Raw genomic sequence first — 16,466 nt, 5'->3', positions numbered from 1 at the left:
TGGGTACAGCGATCAAGGGGGCGGGCCGATGACCGACACGAGCGTGCGGATCGACGGGAACACACTGCGACTTCCGGGCGGCGCGGCGGTGCGGTTCGTCCGCACCCTGCGCCTGCCCGAGACGGGCACGCATCCGCTGCCGCCGGGGCTCGGTGAGTTCCCCGTGCGCCGCGTCTCGGACTATCCGGACACCGTGCCGGAGCAGTGGCGGGCCCGCGGCGGGGTGATGCTGCCCGTGTACCTGCGCGAGGCGATGTGGCTGAGTTTCGGGAGCACCACCGAGCCCGCCGCGCTGCAGGTCGGGGTGGGCAAGGTGTGCGCGGTCTCCGGGAAGCCGTGGAGCGACCGGCTGGTCCGTGACCCGCAGAACTACGTGGTGCTGCCCCGTCAGCCGTGGCTGGACGGCATCAACTCCGGCAAGGGGACGGTCCGTCAGTTCGTCGCGGTGCCGCTCGGGCTGGGCGCGACCGTCGAGGGGCAGGTCACGGGCGAGGAGGTCTGGGGCGGCGTGCAGCTGCAGTCGTTCCCGCTGGCCGAGGAGCGACTGGCCGAGTGGCGCGAGGCGCAGCGGCGGATGCGGTCGGCGAGGCCCGCCGCCATGGGGTACGGCGCCGCCATGCCCATGGCGATGGCCGCGCCCGGCGCTCCGGCGGGGGCTCCTCGGGCCGCGGCGGCCATGGGGCTGGGCGTCGGCGGTTCGATGCGCCAGGAGGTGTACCGGGACGAGCGGCCCCTGTCGGACTGGGCGGCCGCCCCGGCCGGGCGGGTCTTCGTGCACCTGGTGACGCCGCCCGAGTGGCGCCGCATCACCGGTGAGGCTCCCCCGCCGTCGCCCGTGGACCGCGCCGCGTACACCAGGGCGGGCCTGCCCTGGTACGACTACTACGACAAGGACGCGCAGGATCTCGCCCCGACGGACACGCTGGAGGGCGTGCAGCCGGTCGGCGACTGGCTCGGCGACGACCACGAGCCCTGGCAGCAGCCCACGGCACCCCAGGTCAAGCCGTTGGGGGACGCGCCGGGCAAGCCGGTCGAGGACGGCGACTGGTAGCAGGCGGGCGGTGGCCCGGGTTGCACCGGGCGAGTGATCCAGGTGAAGGTGGTTGTCCGACGACCTAGACGATCGATCACCCGGGGTGCGTGGAGATGGCCGGTGCGGACGACGGCTGGAGCAGGCGTCGCTTCGTCGGCGCCCTCGCGGGAGCGGCCGCCGCGTCGGGCCTCGCGGGCTGCTCCTCCTCCCTGGACGGTTCGTCCGCCGGCCCCCCGACTCCCGGCTCCTCGTCCGGGTCGGCGCCGAAGGAGGCCGGCGCCTCCTCGGCGAGCCCGACGGGAACACCGTCGGCGCCGGCTCCGACCGGCCCCCGCCCCCTCTACGTCGGCACCTACACCTCCGTCGAGGGCGGCGGCGCCGGGATCGGCCTGGCCGCCTACGACGCCGGCAGCGGCCGTGTCACCGCCGCGGGAACGCTCACCGGTGTCACCAACCCGTCCTATCTCGCGGTGCACCAAAACGGCCGGACGCTGTACGCGGTCGCCGAGCAGGACGCCGGTGCGGTGACCGCCGTGCGCCTTTCCGACCGCGAGATCCTGGGGAGCCGGAGCACCGGCGGCGCGGGGCCGTGTCATGTGTCGGTGCATCCGGGCGGGCGCTGGCTGCTCAGCGCGAACTACACCTCAGGCAGTGTGGCCGTGCATCCGATCGACGCCTCGGGGGCGCTCGGTGAGCGCAGGGAGACGGTCACCCACTCCAGTCCGGCGCCCGGCCCCGGGCAAGAGGGCCCGCACGCCCATCAGTTCGTCACCGCTCCCGACGGCGGTCATGTGCTCGCCGTCGACCTCGGGACCGACACCGTCTACAGCTACCGCCTCAACGAGCGGACCGGCGCGCTCACGGAGGTCTCGCGGGCGCGGACCCGGCCGGGCGCCGGTCCACGCCATCTCACCTTCCATCCCGGCGGCCGGTACGCGTATCTGGCCAACGAGGTCGACAACACGGTCGCGGTCTGCGCCTACGACCGCAGGACGGGCCGCCTCTCCGTCGGGGCGGCACAGTCCACGGGAACGGGCTCGGGCACCAGCTACCCGGCACAGTTCCTGGTCACCGCGAACGGCTCCTACGCGTATCTCGCCAACCGTGGCCACAACAGCCTCACGCGCTACGCGGTGGAGCGGGGCGGTGCCCGGCTCAGGCTCCTCGACACCGTGCCGGTGGGCGGTGACTTCCCGCGGCAGATCGCCTTCTCGCCGGACGGGGCACTGCTGTTCGCGGCGAATCAGAGGTCCGGCACCGTCACCGTCTTCCACGTGGACACGGCGAACGGTGAACTGCGGCGCGCCGGTGAGCCGTTCGCGTCACCCGTCGCCGTCTGTGCGCTGCCGCTGTAGGGCCCTGGGGCAGGATGCCGCGCTCGCCCGGGTCAGCAGGACGTGCATGCGTTCGGTGAGTCGTGCGACGTCGTCGGCGGGCGCGTGGAAGGGCAGGCGTACGTCACCGTGGGCGCGGGTGCGCTCGATGCGCAGGGTCAGTCCGTGCCGGTCGACCGCGAGGGGCTGGACGCGGACGGCGCCGTGCAGGGTGTCGGGGGCGACGAGCCGGGTGAGCCGCTCGACGGCGTCCGGGTGGCAGTCGGCGAGGTGGGTGAGCAGCCGGGCCTCGGCGGTGGCGAGCGGGTCGGGCGCGGCGGCGGCGAAGTCGTCGAGGTCGACGACGACGGCCCCGGACGGGCGGCGCAGCACCACCCGCGTGGCGTTGAACTGCAGCCGCCGCTCCCCGTCGCCGGGGGCGAACCAGCCGGCGATCCACAGCCGGGCCCGGATGCGGCTGCGGACGGGGACAGGGGCCGCGTCGGCGAACTCCAGGACGGCGGACGGCTCGCCGCGGGGCGCGCAGACCGCGGCTTCGAGCAGGGTGCTTTCCTCGGGTACGTCCAGCGTCACCCGCCCGTCCTCGGCCACGGTGTGCGCGCCGACGATCTCCTCGCGGCCGCTTTCCGCGGTCACCGCGCAGGACCACGAGGCGGCGAGCACCGACCGGGCGTGTTCCGCCGCGGAAGGGGCGGCCGTCCAGGCTTGACTGTCACCCATCCATTGCCTCCTTAGGTAAGCCTTGCCTAACCTACAGAAGATCAGCGGTGAAGCCAACCACCGACCGGGGGTTCAGAGGGCGAGGACGCCGAGCAGTGCCCTGGCGCACAGATCGCGCACCTGCTCCCGGGAGAGGTCCGCGCCCCGCAGCCACTCCAGGCAGACCGCCGTGGTGAAGGCCAGCCAGCCCCGGACGGCCAGCTGAAGGTCCGCACGCTCCTGCACCTGCGCACCGAACTCCGGATCAGCGGCCAGCGCCGCGAGGATCTGCCGCTCCTGCACGGCCAGTGCCCGCTGGTAGACCCTGCGGACGGACTGATCCCCGGCGGCGTCGGCACGGTGGAAGGCCCGGTAGCCGTGCGCGTGCGCCCGGACGTGCTCCAGGTAGGTGTCCAGGCCCGCGGAGAGCTGCTCGCGCACCGGGACGCCGGGCACGGCCGCGGTCAGGGCCAGCATCCGCTCGCTCTCGCGCTCGACGACCGCGGCGAAGAAGTCCCGTTTCGTGGGGAAGTAGTGGTAGAGCAACCCCCGCGAGACCCCGGCGATCTCGGCGACCTGCTCGATCCACACGTCGTCGTACGGGCTCTCCGAGAACAGCCTCGCCCCCACCGACAGGAGCTGCTCCCGCCGCTCCTCGACGCTGAGCCTGCGGCGCACGCGCTCGCCCTGCTTCCCGGCCATGCCCGCACTTTACTTGACGCCGGTTCAACAAGGGGATCAGACTGAGCGCGCTGTTGAACCGACGTACAACGCGCTCAACTGCCGCTGGATCAAGGGAGATCGCGTCATGGCGGAGACGAGGACGGCCACGCGGCCGACGGGGTTTCGCAGTGCCGAGCTGGGCTGGCCGGAACTGCACCGCATTCCGCATCCGCCGCGTCGGCTCCCGCTGCTCGGTGACGTCCTGGGCGTCAACCGGGCCACCCCGCTCCAGGACTCGCTGCGCTTCGCCCGCCAATTGGGGCCGATCTACCGGCGCAGGGCCTTCGGCCGGGAGTTCGTGTTCACCTGGGGCGCCGATCTGGTGGCGGATCTCGCGGACGAGTCGCGGTTCGCCAAGCACGTGGGCCTGGGGGTCGCCAATCTGCGGCCGGTCGCCGGGGACGGGCTGTTCACGGCGTACAACGACGAGCCGAACTGGCAGCTGGCGCACGACGTGCTGGCGCCCGGCTTCAGCCGGGAGGCCATGGAGGCCTACCACCCGATGATGCTGGCCGTGGCCGGCCGGCTGACGGACCACTGGGACGGCGAGCTGGCCGCGGGCCGGTCGGTGGACGTGCCCGGGGACATGACCAAACTGACCCTGGAGACCATCGCGCGCACCGGGTTCGGCCATGACTTCGGCTCCTTCGAGCGGGACCGGCCGCATCCCTTCGTGACCGCGATGGTGGGCACCCTGAGCTATGCGCAACGGCTCAACTCCGTCCCGTTCCCCGCTCTTCTACGGCGGGCCGCGCAGCGCAACGCCGACGACATCGCCTACCTCAACCGTATGGTCGACGACCTGGTCAGGGCCCGGCGCTCAGCGGCCGGGGAGGGCGATCTGCTGGACCGGATGCTGGAGACGGCCCACCCGGGGACCGGTGAGCGGCTGTCTCCCGAGAACGTCCGCCGCCAGGTCATCACCTTCCTGGTGGCCGGCCACGAGACCACGTCGGGTGCGCTCTCCTTCGCCCTGCACTACCTCTCCCGCCACCCCGAGGTCGCGGCACGCGCGCGGGCCGAGGTGGACCGCGTCTTGGGTGGCACCGCGGCGCCCGGCTACGACCAGGTCGCGAAGCTCCGCTATGTGCGGAGGGTCCTCGACGAGTCGCTGCGGCTGTGGCCGACGGCACCCGCGTTCGCCCGGGAGGCCCTCCAGGACACCGTGCTCGCCGGCCGGTACCCGATGCGACGCGGTGCGTGGACGCTGGTGCTCACGCCGATGCTCCAGCGCGATCCCGGGGTGTGGGGCCCGGACGCAGAGCGGTTCGACCCGGACCGCTTCGACCCAAAGGCCGTCCGGTCGCGTCCCCCGCACGTGTTCAAGCCGTTCGGCACCGGGGCGCGGGCCTGCATCGGCCGGCAGTTCGCACTCCACGAGGCGACGCTGGTGCTGGGCCTGCTGCTGCGCCGCTACGAACTCCTGGCCGACCCCGGCTACCGGCTCACCGTGACCGAGCGGCTGACGCTGATGCCGGAGGCGCTGCGGCTGCACCTGGGGCGACGGCAGGGCGAACCCGCGACCGGGACCGTGACGGAACACGACGAGGCCCCATCGTCAGAGGCCCGCTGTCCAGTGCGCGGGGCGGGTGACTGAGTCCGGCAGCCGGGTACCGGCGCTGCCCCGGGCCGCGTTCAGCTGGGGCTGGGTGACGAAGAACGCGCCGGTCAGGTCCGCGTCCGTCAGGTCGGCGTCGCGCAGGTCGGCACCGATCAGATCCGCGCCCCGCAGGTCGGCGCCTGTGAGGTCGGCGGCGATGAGGTAGGCACCGCGCAGCGTGGCCCCCCGCAGGTCGGCACCCTTGAGCCGGGCACCCATCAGGTCGGCTCCCCGGCGGTTCTTCTTCTTGCCGCCGATACCGGCCCGCACCAGCTCGCTGGTCCTCAGCAGCAGGACGTTGACCTCCTGCCGGTGCGCGGAGACGTCCAGCACGGCAAGGTCCTCGGCCGTCCCGAGGGTCAGTGCCTCGGTGCGCTCCAGCAGGCGGCGCAGGTCCGCGTGGACCGGGCGGGCCGCGGTCAGGGTGAGCGCCTCGGTGAGGTACCAGAGCAGTTCGTGGAGCTGGCGCACCACGGGGAAGACGTCGAGCATCCGGCGGGCTACCGCGGGCGGCGCGGTGTGCCGGTCCCGGCCGCCGAAGGTGATCTGCGAGACCTTCTGTCCGGCGCCGAAGCAGTCGTAGACCGTGCATCCGGTGAAGCCCTCGGTCCGCAGCCTCGCGTGGATGCCGCACCGGTTGTCGTCCCGGAGGTTCGGGCAGGCTTTGCCGGCCGGCTTGTCGATGGCGAAGTCCGCGGAGGCCGAGAAGGGCAGGGCGACACAGCACAGGCCGAAGCACCGCTCGCAGTCGCCACGCAGGTCGATCATCTGTTCTTGCATCACCGTCCAGCCTAACCGCGTGCCGGACATCGCCCGCACCCGAACTCACCGATGAGTCCGCCGCGGTGTGGGGGTCTGCACATACAGCGGAAAACAAAGTCGGCTACCACAGAGACAGCGGCCGAACGACGCAGGAGCCGAACGAACGCATCGAGGAGACGTCATGTGCAGTCACCAGCCCCCGTGCCCCACCGCCGACAGCGTCTCCCACTCCACCGCGGCGATCGTCTCGTCCCATCCCGAACAGGGCTGGAGCCTGCTGTGCGACGGCACGATCGTCTTCGACGACACCGGTGAACTTCTGCCGGACGGGCGGATCGTGAGCCCGCACCGCGCCCTGGGCACCCTGGCCGTGGCCGCCTGAGTCAGCGGGAGGAGCCCCGGCAGTTCGTGAGGACATCGTGCCCGGCGAACGTCAATACCGTTGCGCCTTGGCCACCTTGGGGGTCAGCACCGGCTCGGTGGGCTTGCGGCTGACGGCGACGGGCTGGGCCCTGTCACCCGGCTTCAGGTCCTCCGCGCCGACGTACCGGGTCTCCACCGTCTTGCCCGCGGAGTCGAGGAAGTCGACCTGGACGGCGTACGAGGCCGTCTTGTCGGTCTTGTTCGTGATGGTGACGACGACGGCGAGCAGGCCGCCGGTCCCGGAGCGCGGCTTGCCGCTCATGGTGACCTCGGACATCGCGTTGCCAGGCCCGTCGACCGTGGCGAGTTCGGTCTGCGCGGCCTTGTTCGCGCGTTCCAGTTCGGCGGAGACGGAGGCCTCGAAGGAGGAGGCCGCCGCCGATGCGGACGCGGCCCGGTCGGAGGCCTCGGCCCGCACCGAGGCCTCCACCGATGCCAGCGCGGAGGCCGCGTTGCCGGAGAAGGAGGCCGTGTCCGGGGCGGTCGGCGTCGCTGAGGAGGTCGAGGAGCCCCCGGAGTCGTCGCACGCCGTCAGGGAAAGCGTGCAGACGGCAGCCGTGGCCAGCAGGAGGGCGGCGATCCGGGACCGTCCGTGGGGTGACGGTGTGCTCATCGGGTGACGTCCTCTCGGCCTCCGGCGTCGACACAAGGTCGAAATAAACCTTATGCCGGAATCAGAGGTGGGGCATGTCGTCCGTCACCGGCCGCCCCGGGTCAGGCGTCGTTCCGGGCGAGAGCGAGCAGCCGGTCCAGGACGCGGGGGCCGCCCGCACGGACGCCGTCGTGCTCGAACTCGTCCGTCACCCAGGTGCGCAGACCGCGGATCGCGCGGGCGGTCCGCAGGGAGTGCGCCGTGTCGACGTACATGTCGTCGTGGTAGACGGCCGCGGCGACCGGGACCTCGTTGACGGCGAGCCGGGCGGGGTCGTACAGGGGCTGCCAGTCGGTACGCGCGGCGAGATGTTCGGCGGTCTCGCGCAGCGGGCGCAGGGCCGGGTCGCAGTCGAACATCCAGGGGTGGATGGACTCGCCGGTGAACAGCAGCGGCTCGTCACCGGCGAGCGTCTTGGCCGCGTCGAACTGCGGGAACTCGGCGCGCACACGTTCGGCCGACCAGGCGGTGGGGCGCTCGTCCTGGCCGTAGGTCGCCTCGTGGACGAGGGCGTAGAGCGGGTGGGGCGCGTACGAGAGGAGTCCCTGGATCTCTTCCTGGAACGCGTCGGAGAGCTCCGGGCCGTTCGGGGTGCGGACGAAGGCGTGCTCCAGGAGGTAGTGCAGGCGGTGGCTGCCCTCGCTGCCGCCGAGCAGGATGCCGAGGGACTGGAAGGCCTCGACGGTGAGCCGGTAGCCGTTCGGGAGGGTCACGTCGCGGGTGAGCAGATGGTCGGCGATACGGCGGGCCCGCTCGATGTCCTGCGGATAGCGGGCGTAGTGCGCGCCGACCTTGCGCTCCACGCGCGGGTAGGCGGCCCGGTAGACGTCGTCGGCGTGGGCGTCGAGGGAGGGCAGGCCGCCGGTGATGACGGCGGCGGCGAGGCCTTCGGGGGCGGTGGACAGGTAGGCCGTCGCGCAGAAGCCGCCGAAGCTCTGACCGAGGACGGTCCAGGGGGCACCGCCGGTGACCTGGGCGCGGATCGCCTCGCAGTCGCGGACGATGGAGTCGGCGCGGAAGTGGGCCAGGTAATCGGCCTGTTCGGCGGGGCCGCCGCGCAGCGGGAGCGTCTGACGGTTGGCGGGGCTGGAGTGGCCGGTGCCGCGCTGGTCGAGGAGGAGGACGCGGTACTCCTTCAGAGCGCGGCCGAACCAGCCCCCCTTGCCGACGAAACGGTTCGCCCCGAAGCCCGGGCCGCCCTGGAGATAGACCAGCCAGGGCAGGTTCTGGCCCGCCCTCTCGCTCGCGACGGCCTCACGGGCGTAGAGCTCGATCGTCTCCCCCGCGGGCTCGGCGTGATCGAGGGGGACGGTGAAGCGCCGGTCGGTGAGGACGAGGCCGGGCTGGCGGTAGGACGCGGTCAACGGGGCTCCCGGGGCGGACGGGTTCTTCAGGACGCGTCCCAGTTCAGCACAAGTTCGGCCGCCTCCCGGCCGCTTCGATCATGAAGGCGTACTGAATCGCGGATCAGCGGGCCGTGAGGCTGGAGCGGCGCACCACCAGTTCGGGCTGCAGGACCACGCGGCGGTGCTCGTGCCGCTTGCCGGTGGTCTCCGCCTCCGTCTCCTCCAGGAGCAGTTCGGCGGCCAGGGCGCCCATGGTGACGGCGGGCTGACGGACGGAGGTGAGCGGGACGGCCGCGGCGGCGGCGAACTCGATGTCGTCGTAGCCGACGATGGCGAGGTCGTCGGGGACCGTTATCCCGGCCGCGTACATGGCCTGCAGGACGCCGAGGGCGAGGAGGTCGTTGGCGCAGAACACGGCGGTCGGGCGGTCGGCGAGGCCGAGGAGGCGGGCGCCGGCGTCCCGCCCTGCGGCCACGTCGAGCCGTTCGGTGGGCAGCTCGCGCAGGCCCTGCGGGTCCAGGCCCGCCTCGGCGAGGGCGTTCAGGGCGCCCGTACGGCGGTCGCGGACCTGGTTGAGGCCCGGCGGCCCGCTGACGTAGGCGATGGAGCGGTGGCCGGCGTCCACGAGGTGGCGTACGGCCAGGGCGCCGCCGGCCACGTCGTCGACGGAGACCGAGCACTCGGTGGTGCCCTCGGCCACCCGGTCGACGAGGACGAAGGGGATGCCGTGGCGACGGAAGGAGTCGATGTTGCGGCCGGACGCGTCGCTCGGGGTGAGCAGGACGCCTCGCACCCGCTGCTCGGCGAAGAGGGACAGGTACTCGGCCTCCTCGCTGGCGCTCTGGGCGCTGTTGCAGACCATCACGCCGAGGCCGTCCTCACGGGCGGCCCGTTCGGCGCCGCGCGCCACGTCGACGAAGAACGGGTTGCCCATGTCGAGGACGAGCAGGCCCATGATCCGGCTGCGGCCGGCGCGCAGCTGGCGCGCGGACTCGCTGCGGACGTAGCCGAGCCGGTCTATCGCGGACAGGACGCGCGCCCGGGTCTCCGTGGCGACGGAGTCCGGGCGGTTGATGACGTTCGAGACGGTGCCGACGGAGACTCCGGCTGCACGGGCGACGTCCTTGATACCCACCGACTGGGCCATCGGGCAGGGACCTCCAGGAGACAAGGGGTGGGGGACGACCTTCACATTATCGTCAGGCCGTCCCCGCACCGGTCACGATCAGGCGGGCAGCGCGAAGTCGACGACGTGCAGGGCCGACGGCGTCGTCGTACCGGTGGACTTCTCCTGGTACATGAACGACAGCACGTTGTCCTGGGCGACCCGCGTCTCGTCGATCACGACCTCGCCGAAGGCGTTGAGGCCGCTGCCGTCGAACAGGACGGTCCAGTCGGTGTAGCCGGAGGACTTGGAGGCGGCGGCTATCCGACCGAACGGGAAGATCGCGTAGGCGTTGTCGTACTTGTCCAGGATCAGCTTGGTCCGCTGGCTGGAGCCCAGCACGACCGGGATCTCGGTCTTCTGCCAGCTGCCCGAGGAGTTCTTGCGCAGGTGGAAGGCGCGGCCGTTGGCGGTGCGGTCGGAGACGTAGTTCGTCGTGCACTGGCCGAAGCGGCCGGGGACGTACGAGATGATCGCGTGCGGCAGGCCGGCGGAGTCCGTGAACTGGCTCTCCTGGTTCATCAGGGAGTGGTCCGGGTTCAGCGCGTCGACCACCAGGCCGGTTTCGCCGACGGTGACCTTGTCGGAGCCGCCGGTGGTGCCGACCGCCGTCCCGGCGGAGGTGCGCCAGGTGCGGCCGCGGTCGTCGGAGTAGACGTAGCCGGTGTCGTGGTTGGTGATGCCGCCGCTGGAGCACATCACGGCGCTGTTCTGCTCGCGCCAGGTGAAGAAGGAGTGCAGCCGGCCGTTCCTGTCGTAGTCGATGCCGTGCAGGTACATGTTGCGGGCCGTGCTGGAGCCGTGCTCGCTGGTGTAGGTGCCGGTGGAGGCGGACCACTCGCCGAGGTTGGTCCAGGTCGAACCGTCGTACTCCGCAAGGGCGTTGCGGCCGTTGCCGGAGATGCCGACGCGGTAGCTGAGCTGGAGCTTGCCGTCGGGGGTGGAGACGAACTGGGGGTAGGTGAACTGGCTCGTCAGGGCCACCCCGTCCAGCGTGGACTGGGGGGACCCGAAGCGGGCGGCGGTCCAGCTCAGGCCGGCCGGGTTGTCCATGAGGCCGGCGACCGACTTGACGTAGGTGAAGCCGTCGCTGTGCGAGTCCATGTTGAGGTGGAGGCGGCCGTCCACCTTGGAGACGCCCATCGAGATGACGTTGTGGGAGTCACTGGACTTGAGGGTGTGACCGACCTGGACGGTGGACCAGGTGCCGCCCCCGAGGACACGGCGGCCGACGACGGCGTTCTTGTCGGCGGTGTACCAGACCGCGTACTGGTAGCCCTTGTAGGTCAGCAGGCCGTTCTTCTGGAACGAGTTGTTGTTGACCAGGCCGTCGTAGGACACGAAGAAGAGTGCCTGGCTGTCGAGGGTGGTGGTGCCGGTCCGGGTGACGGAAGGGCCGGGATCGGCGGCGCGGGCTGTGCCGCTGGTGAAAGCAGGGGTCATCACGGCTCCGGCGAGGGCAGCGCCCAGCAGCGTGCGTCTCTTCATCTCGGGGGACTCCATTGTCGGCGAGGGTCGAACGGGGGTACGGGGGGGTGGTCAGGCGAGGTGGAACACCTCGGTGAGCGGTTTCATGGCCTCGTCGGGGCGGGCGCCGTCCAGCGACTCGAAGAACGGCGCCATCTCCTTCTGCCAGCGGGCGTTGACCTCGGTGGCCGCCATGCCCGCCTGGGCGGCGGCGAAGTCCTCGGTCTCCAAGTAGCCGACCAGCAGGCCGTCTTCGCGCAGGAAGAGCGAGTAGTTGTGCCAGCCGGTGGCCGAGAGCGCCTGAAGCATCTCCGGCCACACGGCGGCGTGCCGCTCGCGGTACTCGTCCAGACGGTCCGCACGGACCTTCAGCAGGAAGCACACGCGGTGCATCAACGACCCTCCAGGGCCTGGAAGTTGAACTGGCCTAGAAGTTGAACTGGTCGATGTTCTTGGCGTCGAACACGGTGGGCTTGCCGAGGTTGATCACGCCGTCCTTGCCGATGGTGTAGGTCGTGCCGCCGGCCTTGAAGGTCTCGCCCTCCTTGCCGGTGATCTGGCCCGAGACCAGCGCCACGGCCGTCTGCGCGGCCAGCGCGCCGAGCTTCGCCGGGTCCCACAGCTCGAAGCCCTCGACGGTGCCGTTCTTGACGTACTTGCGCATGTCGTTGGGGGTGCCGAGGCCGGTCAGCTTGACCTTGCCCTTGTACTTGGAGCCGGAGAGGTACTGGGCGGCGGCCTTGATGCCGACGGTGGTCGGGGAGATGATCCCCTTCAGGTTCGGGTACTCCTGGAGCAGGCCCTGGGTCTGCTGGAAGGACTGCTGGGCGTCGTCGTTGCCGTACGCGACCTTGACGAGCTTGATGTTCTTGTACTTGTCGCCCTTCAGCTCCTCCTTCATGAAGTCGATCCAGGTGTTCTGGTTCGTCGCGGTCTGCGCGGCCGAGAGGATCGCGATCTCGCCCTTGTAGCCGATCTGTTCGGCGAGCAGCTGCACCTCGGTGCGGCCCAGGTCCTCGGCGGAGGCCTGCGAGACGAAGGCGTTGCGGCAATCGGGCTTGGTGTCGGAGTCGTAGGTGACGACCTTGATCTTGTTGGTCATCGCCTGCTTGAGCGCGGTGCACAGGGCGCCCGGGTCCTGCGCGGACACGGCCATCGCGTTGACCTGCTGCTGGGTGAGCGTGTTGACGTAGGAGACCTGCCCGGCGGTGTCGGTGGCGCTGGACGGACCGACCTCCTTGTACTTCGAGCCCAGCTCCGTCAGGGCCGTCTCGCCGCCCTTGTCGGCGGAGGTGAAGTAGGGGTTGTTGACCTGCTTGGGCAGGAAGCCGACGGTCAGGCCCTTCTTGGTGGCCGCGTTCGGGTCGGCCTTGGCGGTCGAGGCGGCCGAGGCGCCCTCGTCCTGCACGTCCTTCTTGGTGGTGCCGCCGCAGGCGGTGAGGGCGAGGGCGAGGGAGGTTCCGGCGGCGAGGGCCGCACAGGCACGGCGGATCGATGACTTGCGCATGATGAGGGTCCTTTACGAGGGTGAGCGGGGTTACAGGGCGGGTCGGGTGGGAGCTAGGGGGCCGGAGTCGAGGCGGCTCTGCGGCCCGCCCTCGCCACCGCGATCTGCCGTGCGACCCGGGGGCCGAGCACGGAGAGAACCAGGAGTACGCCGGTGACGACGATCTGGGACTGCGCCGAGACGTCCCTGAGGCTCATGACGTTCTGCAGGGCTCCCAGCAGGAACACGCCGGCGATGGCGCCGCCGAGCGTGCCCTTGCCGCCGTCGAAGTCGATGCCGCCGAGCAGCACCGCCGCGATGACGGACAGTTCGAGTCCGGTCGCGTTGTCGTAGCGGGCGCTGGCGTAGTGCAGCGCCCAGAAGACGCCGGTGAGCGAGGCCATCAGGCCGGTCACCGTGAACAGGATGAGTTTCTGCCGCTTGACCCGGATGCCGGCGAAGCGGGCGGCCTCCTCGCTGGCGCCGGTCGCGAACGTGGACCGTCCGAACGGTGTGGCGTGCAGGACGACCACGGCGATCGCGAACAGCACGAGGAAGGGCAGGAAGGCCTGTGGGATGAAGGTGTTCCCGATCCGCCCGGCCGCGAAGTTCAGGTACTGCGTCGGGAAGTCGGTCACCGCGTCGGAGCCGAGCACGATCTGCGCGATGCCCCGGTAGGCGGCGAGGGTGCCGATGGTGACGGCGAGGGACGGCAGGCCGAGCCGGGTGACGAGCAGGCCGTTGACGAGGCCGCACACCACACCGAGCACCAGGCAGATCGGGATGATCATCTCGATCGTCAGGCCCTGGTTCCACAGGACGCCCATCACCGAGCCGGACAGTCCGGCGGTGGAGGCGACGGAGAGGTCGATCTCGCCGGAGACGACCAGGAGGGTCATCGGAAGGGCGATCAAGGCGATCGGAAGGGTGTTCCCGATCAGGAAGGACAGGTTGAGGGCGTTGTCGAAGCCGTCGACCGTGGTGAAGGACAGCAGCAGGACGACGATCAGGAGAGCGCCGACTGCCCCGTCCCACCTCAGGGACCAGCTGCTCGCGCGGCCGGGGGACTCAGGCATGGCGGGCGTTCCTCTTCTTCAGGGCGGAGGCCACCCGCAGCGCGACGACCCGGTCGACCGCGATGGCGAGGATGAGCAGGATGCCGTTGATGGCCAGCACCCAGACCGAACTGACGCCGAGGGCGGGCAGCACACTGTTGATGGAGGTCAGCAGCAGGGCGCCGAGGGCGGCGCCGTAGACGCTGCCGGAGCCGCCGGTGAAGACGACGCCGCCGACCACGACCGCGCTGACGACGGTCAGTTCGTAGCCGTTGCCGGTGCCGGAGTCGACGTTGCCGAACCGGGCCAGGTACATCGCGCCGGCGAGACCGGCCAGGGCGCCGCAGAAGGTGTAGGCGGCCAGGATCCGCTTGCGCACCGGGATGCCGGCGAGCCGGGCGGCCTCGGGGTTGGAGCCGAGCGCGTACAGCTCGCGTCCGCTGCCGAAGTGCTTGAGGTAGTAGGCGGTGGCGACGAGGACCGCCAGGGCGATCAGGGCCAGGTAGGGCACGGCGGAGATGCCGCGGGAGCCGAAGTCGATGAATCCGTCGGGGAGGTTCGCCGCCGTGATCTGGCGGGAGCCGACCCAGATGGAGTCGATGCCCCGGATGATGTACAGCGTGCCGAGGGTGACCACCAGCGCGGGCACCTGGCCGAGGCTGACGAGGAGGCCGTTGACCAGTCCGCAGCCGATCCCGAGCAGGATCGCGAGGACCACCGCGACGACGGGGTTCCCGCCGCCCTGGAGGTAGGTGCCGGCGGCGAAGGCGGTGATGCCGAGCGTGGAGCCGACCGACAGGTCGACGTTGCGGGTGATGACGACCAGGGACTGGCCGGTGGCGACCAGGACGAGGATCGTGGCGTTGAGGAGCAGGTCCTTGATGCCCTGTTCGGACAGGAAGTCGCTGTTCCCGATCTGGGTGACGACGATCATCACCAGGAAGACGGCCAGGATGGCGAGTTCGCGCATCTTGAACACGCGGTCGACGAGCCGGGTGGCACCGGCCTTGGGCACCTCCGCGGGAGGGGCCTGCTGAGGAGTGGTCACCGTCATGCGGCGGCCCTCCCGGTGGCTGCGGCCATCACGGTTTCCTCGGTGGCGTCGGAGCGCGGGATCTCCGCGGCGAGGCGGCCCTCGTGCATCACGAGCACGCGGTCGGCCATGCCGAGGATCTCGGGCAGGTCGGAGGAGATCATCAGGATGGCCACCCCGTCGGCGGCCAGCTCGCTGAGCAGCCGGTGCACCTCGGCCTTGGTGCCGACGTCGATGCCACGGGTCGGCTCGTCGACGATGAGCACCTTGGGGCCGGTGGCCAGCCACTTGGCGAGGACGACCTTCTGCTGGTTGCCGCCCGACAGCGTGTTGACGGTGTCTGCGATCCGGGCGTACTTCACCTGGAGCTTGACGGCCCAGTCGAGGGCGCGGCTGCGTTCGGCGGCGCGGTCCATGAGGCCGGCCTTGACGGTCGTACGCAGTCCGGTGAGGCCGATGTTCCGCTCGATGGACATGTCCATCACGAGGCCCTGGGCGCGCCGGTCCTCGGGGACCAGGGCGAGCCCGGCGGCCATCGCGGTGGAGGGGGCGCCGTTGACCAGCGCCCTGCCGTCCACGGCGACCTCGCCCGCGTCCCAGCGGTCGATGCCGAACACCGCCCGCGCGACCTCGGTACGGCCCGCTCCGACGAGCCCCGCGAGGCCGACGATCTCACCGCGCCTGACCTCGAAGGAGACATCGGTGAAGACGCCCTCCCGGGTCAGCCGGCTCACCGTGAGCGCGACCTCGCCGGGCCGCACGTCCTGCTTCGGGTAGAGCTCTTCGAGGTCGCGGCCGACCATGCGGCGGACGAGGTCGTCCTCGGTCATGCCCTCGACCGGCTCGCTGGAGATCCAGGCGCCGTCGCGCAGGGTGGTGACCGTCCGGCAGATCTGGAAGATCTCCTCCAGCCGGTGCGAGATGAACAGAACGGCGGCGCCCTGTTCACGCAGTGCCTTGACGACACCGAAGAGGCGGGCCACCTCGCTGCCGGTCAGGGCCGCGGTCGGCTCGTCCATGATCAGGACGCGGGCCTCGAAGGACAGCGCCTTGGCGATCTCGACGATCTGCTGGTCGGCGATGGACAGGCCGCGTGCCGGGCGGTCTGGGTCGAGCTCGACGCCGAGACGCTGCATCAGTGCCAGGGTCGCGGTGTGGGTGGCCTTGTGGTCGATCCGCCCGAGGGCTCGCCGGGGCTGGCGGCCCATGAAGATGTTCTCGGCGATCGACAGGTCGGGGAAGAGCGTGGGCTCCTGGTAGATCACGGCGATGCCGGCGTCGCGGGCGTCACCGGGACCGTGGAAGACGACCGGCTCGCCGTCGAGCAGCACCTGGCCGGAGTCCGGCCGGTGCACTCCCGCGAGGGTCTTGATGAGGGTCGACTTGCCCGCGCCGTTCTCGCCTGCGATGGCGTGCACCTCCCCGGAGAACAGCTCCAGGGAGACGTCCCGCAGGGCGCGGACCGCGCCGAAGGACTTCGAGATGTCCTTGAGCGCGAGTACCGGGGCCGGACCCGTGGTGGACGGGTGGGTCATTGGGGGCTCCTCGACGACGCCGTCGGGACGGACCTCACGACGTCGTGAAAGGTTTCAACTGGGTTGCCGGGACGTTAGGCATGGAGCGCATGTCACGTCAATGGGTACGTGTCGAAAATCTTTCGATGAACTCAGGTCACAGCAGTGTCACGG

16 protein-coding genes are annotated in these 16,466 nt (G+C 71.0%); 4 read left to right on the top strand and 12 right to left on the bottom strand.

The features are described 5' to 3' along the window. Positions 1–28 precede the first annotated feature (28 nt). Both ACZ48Z_RS19945 and ACZ48Z_RS19940 read left to right on the top strand, forming a co-directional pair. Positions 29–1,051, top strand: coding sequence for a hypothetical protein (locus ACZ48Z_RS19945; protein WP_468737167.1), 1,023 nt, complete (start codon positions 29–31; stop codon positions 1,049–1,051). Positions 1,052–1,146: 95 nt separating this feature from the next. Beyond that, positions 1,147–2,388: a lactonase family protein gene (locus ACZ48Z_RS19940; protein ID WP_468737166.1), complete on the top strand. Its 1,242-nt coding sequence runs from the start codon at positions 1,147–1,149 to the stop codon at positions 2,386–2,388. Here the strand turns inward: ACZ48Z_RS19940 and ACZ48Z_RS19935 are convergent. Together ACZ48Z_RS19935 and ACZ48Z_RS19930 are read right to left on the bottom strand one after the other, a co-directional pair. Next, positions 2,356–3,087: a DUF2470 domain-containing protein gene (locus ACZ48Z_RS19935; RefSeq protein WP_468737165.1), complete on the bottom strand. Its 732-nt coding sequence runs from the start codon at positions 3,085–3,087 to the stop codon at positions 2,356–2,358. The two genes, ACZ48Z_RS19940 and ACZ48Z_RS19935, sit on opposite strands and share 33 nt — an antisense overlap. 72 nt (positions 3,088–3,159) lie before the next feature. After that, on the bottom strand, positions 3,160–3,768 hold the full coding sequence (locus ACZ48Z_RS19930) for a TetR/AcrR family transcriptional regulator (RefSeq protein WP_468737164.1): 609 nt from the start codon (positions 3,766–3,768) through the stop codon (positions 3,160–3,162). Between the two features lie 106 nt (positions 3,769–3,874). Here ACZ48Z_RS19930 and ACZ48Z_RS19925 point away from each other — a divergent pair, with 106 nt between their 5' ends. Continuing rightward, positions 3,875–5,386 carry a cytochrome P450 gene (locus tag ACZ48Z_RS19925; protein ID WP_468737163.1) on the top strand — a complete coding sequence of 504 codons (1,512 nt, stop codon included), beginning with the start codon at positions 3,875–3,877 and terminating at the stop codon, positions 5,384–5,386. On the opposite strand, the gene ACZ48Z_RS19920 is transcribed toward ACZ48Z_RS19925, so the two are convergent. After that, positions 5,348–6,169 (bottom strand): pentapeptide repeat-containing protein, encoded by an 822-nt coding sequence (locus ACZ48Z_RS19920; protein WP_468737162.1) that lies wholly within the window; start codon positions 6,167–6,169, stop codon positions 5,348–5,350. The two genes, ACZ48Z_RS19925 and ACZ48Z_RS19920, sit on opposite strands and share 39 nt — an antisense overlap. Before the next feature lie 163 nt (positions 6,170–6,332). Here ACZ48Z_RS19920 and ACZ48Z_RS19915 point away from each other — a divergent pair, with 163 nt between their 5' ends. Then, positions 6,333–6,533, top strand: a complete 201-nt coding sequence (locus ACZ48Z_RS19915; protein WP_468737161.1) for a DUF5999 family protein — start codon at positions 6,333–6,335, stop codon at positions 6,531–6,533. 51 nt (positions 6,534–6,584) lie between these two features. On the opposite strand, the gene ACZ48Z_RS19910 is transcribed toward ACZ48Z_RS19915, so the two are convergent. The 9 genes from ACZ48Z_RS19910 to ACZ48Z_RS19870 all read right to left on the bottom strand — a co-directional run bounded on the left by ACZ48Z_RS19910 (position 6,585) and on the right by ACZ48Z_RS19870 (position 16,313). Further along, entirely contained in the window at positions 6,585–7,187 is a 603-nt protein-coding gene (locus ACZ48Z_RS19910) for an FxLYD domain-containing protein (RefSeq protein WP_468737160.1), read from the bottom strand. Between the two features lie 101 nt (positions 7,188–7,288). Then, positions 7,289–8,590 (bottom strand): alpha/beta fold hydrolase, encoded by a 1,302-nt coding sequence (locus ACZ48Z_RS19905; protein WP_468737159.1) that lies wholly within the window; start codon positions 8,588–8,590, stop codon positions 7,289–7,291. A 103-nt stretch (positions 8,591–8,693) separates the two neighbouring features. Then, positions 8,694–9,719 carry a LacI family DNA-binding transcriptional regulator gene (locus tag ACZ48Z_RS19900; protein ID WP_468737158.1) on the bottom strand — a complete coding sequence of 342 codons (1,026 nt, stop codon included), beginning with the start codon at positions 9,717–9,719 and terminating at the stop codon, positions 8,694–8,696. A 78-nt stretch (positions 9,720–9,797) separates the two neighbouring features. Continuing rightward, positions 9,798–11,225, bottom strand: coding sequence for a BNR repeat-containing protein (locus tag ACZ48Z_RS19895; RefSeq protein ID WP_468737157.1), 1,428 nt, complete (start codon positions 11,223–11,225; stop codon positions 9,798–9,800). A 51-nt stretch (positions 11,226–11,276) separates the two neighbouring features. Next, positions 11,277–11,597 carry an L-rhamnose mutarotase gene (locus ACZ48Z_RS19890; protein ID WP_389097211.1) on the bottom strand — a complete coding sequence of 107 codons (321 nt, stop codon included), beginning with the start codon at positions 11,595–11,597 and terminating at the stop codon, positions 11,277–11,279. 34 nt (positions 11,598–11,631) lie between these two features. Continuing rightward, positions 11,632–12,711: a rhamnose ABC transporter substrate-binding protein gene (gene rhaS, locus ACZ48Z_RS19885; protein WP_468737156.1), complete on the bottom strand. Its 1,080-nt coding sequence runs from the start codon at positions 12,709–12,711 to the stop codon at positions 11,632–11,634. Positions 12,712–12,764: 53 nt separating this feature from the next. Continuing rightward, positions 12,765–13,766 carry an ABC transporter permease gene (locus ACZ48Z_RS19880; protein ID WP_468737155.1) on the bottom strand — a complete coding sequence of 334 codons (1,002 nt, stop codon included), beginning with the start codon at positions 13,764–13,766 and terminating at the stop codon, positions 12,765–12,767. After that, complete coding sequence (locus ACZ48Z_RS19875; protein ID WP_468737154.1) at positions 13,759–14,799, bottom strand: ABC transporter permease; 1,041 nt, start codon at positions 14,797–14,799, stop codon at positions 13,759–13,761. The genes ACZ48Z_RS19880 and ACZ48Z_RS19875 overlap by 8 nt, the downstream gene beginning before the upstream one ends. Next, positions 14,796–16,313: a sugar ABC transporter ATP-binding protein gene (locus ACZ48Z_RS19870; protein WP_468737153.1), complete on the bottom strand. Its 1,518-nt coding sequence runs from the start codon at positions 16,311–16,313 to the stop codon at positions 14,796–14,798. Before ACZ48Z_RS19870 ends, ACZ48Z_RS19875 begins: the two co-directional genes overlap by 4 nt. Positions 16,314–16,466 lie beyond the last annotated feature (153 nt).

This window comes from Streptomyces sp. NPDC031225 (genome assembly GCF_055570355.1).
Note: the sequence above shows the minus strand (reverse complement) of the source record. Positions and strands in the feature narration are given on the sequence as shown.

What these genes read in the sequence shown, in the direction of transcription:
- ACZ48Z_RS19945 (WP_468737167.1), top strand. Translation starts at nt 29, where the DNA reads ATGACCGACACGAGCGTGCGGATCGACGGGAACACACTGCGACTTCCG.
- ACZ48Z_RS19940 (WP_468737166.1), top strand. Translation starts at nt 1,147, where the DNA reads ATGGCCGGTGCGGACGACGGCTGGAGCAGGCGTCGCTTCGTCGGCGCC.
- ACZ48Z_RS19935 (WP_468737165.1), bottom strand. Translation starts at nt 3,087, where the DNA reads ATGGGTGACAGTCAAGCCTGGACGGCCGCCCCTTCCGCGGCGGAACAC.
- ACZ48Z_RS19930 (WP_468737164.1), bottom strand. Translation starts at nt 3,768, where the DNA reads ATGGCCGGGAAGCAGGGCGAGCGCGTGCGCCGCAGGCTCAGCGTCGAG.
- ACZ48Z_RS19925 (WP_468737163.1), top strand. Translation starts at nt 3,875, where the DNA reads ATGGCGGAGACGAGGACGGCCACGCGGCCGACGGGGTTTCGCAGTGCC.
- ACZ48Z_RS19920 (WP_468737162.1), bottom strand. Translation starts at nt 6,169, where the DNA reads ATGCAAGAACAGATGATCGACCTGCGTGGCGACTGCGAGCGGTGCTTC.
- ACZ48Z_RS19915 (WP_468737161.1), top strand. Translation starts at nt 6,333, where the DNA reads ATGTGCAGTCACCAGCCCCCGTGCCCCACCGCCGACAGCGTCTCCCAC.
- ACZ48Z_RS19910 (WP_468737160.1), bottom strand. Translation starts at nt 7,187, where the DNA reads ATGAGCACACCGTCACCCCACGGACGGTCCCGGATCGCCGCCCTCCTG.
- ACZ48Z_RS19900 (WP_468737158.1), bottom strand. Translation starts at nt 9,719, where the DNA reads ATGGCCCAGTCGGTGGGTATCAAGGACGTCGCCCGTGCAGCCGGAGTC.
- ACZ48Z_RS19895 (WP_468737157.1), bottom strand. Translation starts at nt 11,225, where the DNA reads ATGAAGAGACGCACGCTGCTGGGCGCTGCCCTCGCCGGAGCCGTGATG.
- ACZ48Z_RS19890 (WP_389097211.1), bottom strand. Translation starts at nt 11,597, where the DNA reads ATGCACCGCGTGTGCTTCCTGCTGAAGGTCCGTGCGGACCGTCTGGAC.
- rhaS (WP_468737156.1), bottom strand. Translation starts at nt 12,711, where the DNA reads ATGCGCAAGTCATCGATCCGCCGTGCCTGTGCGGCCCTCGCCGCCGGA.
- ACZ48Z_RS19880 (WP_468737155.1), bottom strand. Translation starts at nt 13,766, where the DNA reads ATGCCTGAGTCCCCCGGCCGCGCGAGCAGCTGGTCCCTGAGGTGGGAC.
- ACZ48Z_RS19875 (WP_468737154.1), bottom strand. Translation starts at nt 14,799, where the DNA reads ATGACGGTGACCACTCCTCAGCAGGCCCCTCCCGCGGAGGTGCCCAAG.
- ACZ48Z_RS19870 (WP_468737153.1), bottom strand. Translation starts at nt 16,313, where the DNA reads ATGACCCACCCGTCCACCACGGGTCCGGCCCCGGTACTCGCGCTCAAG.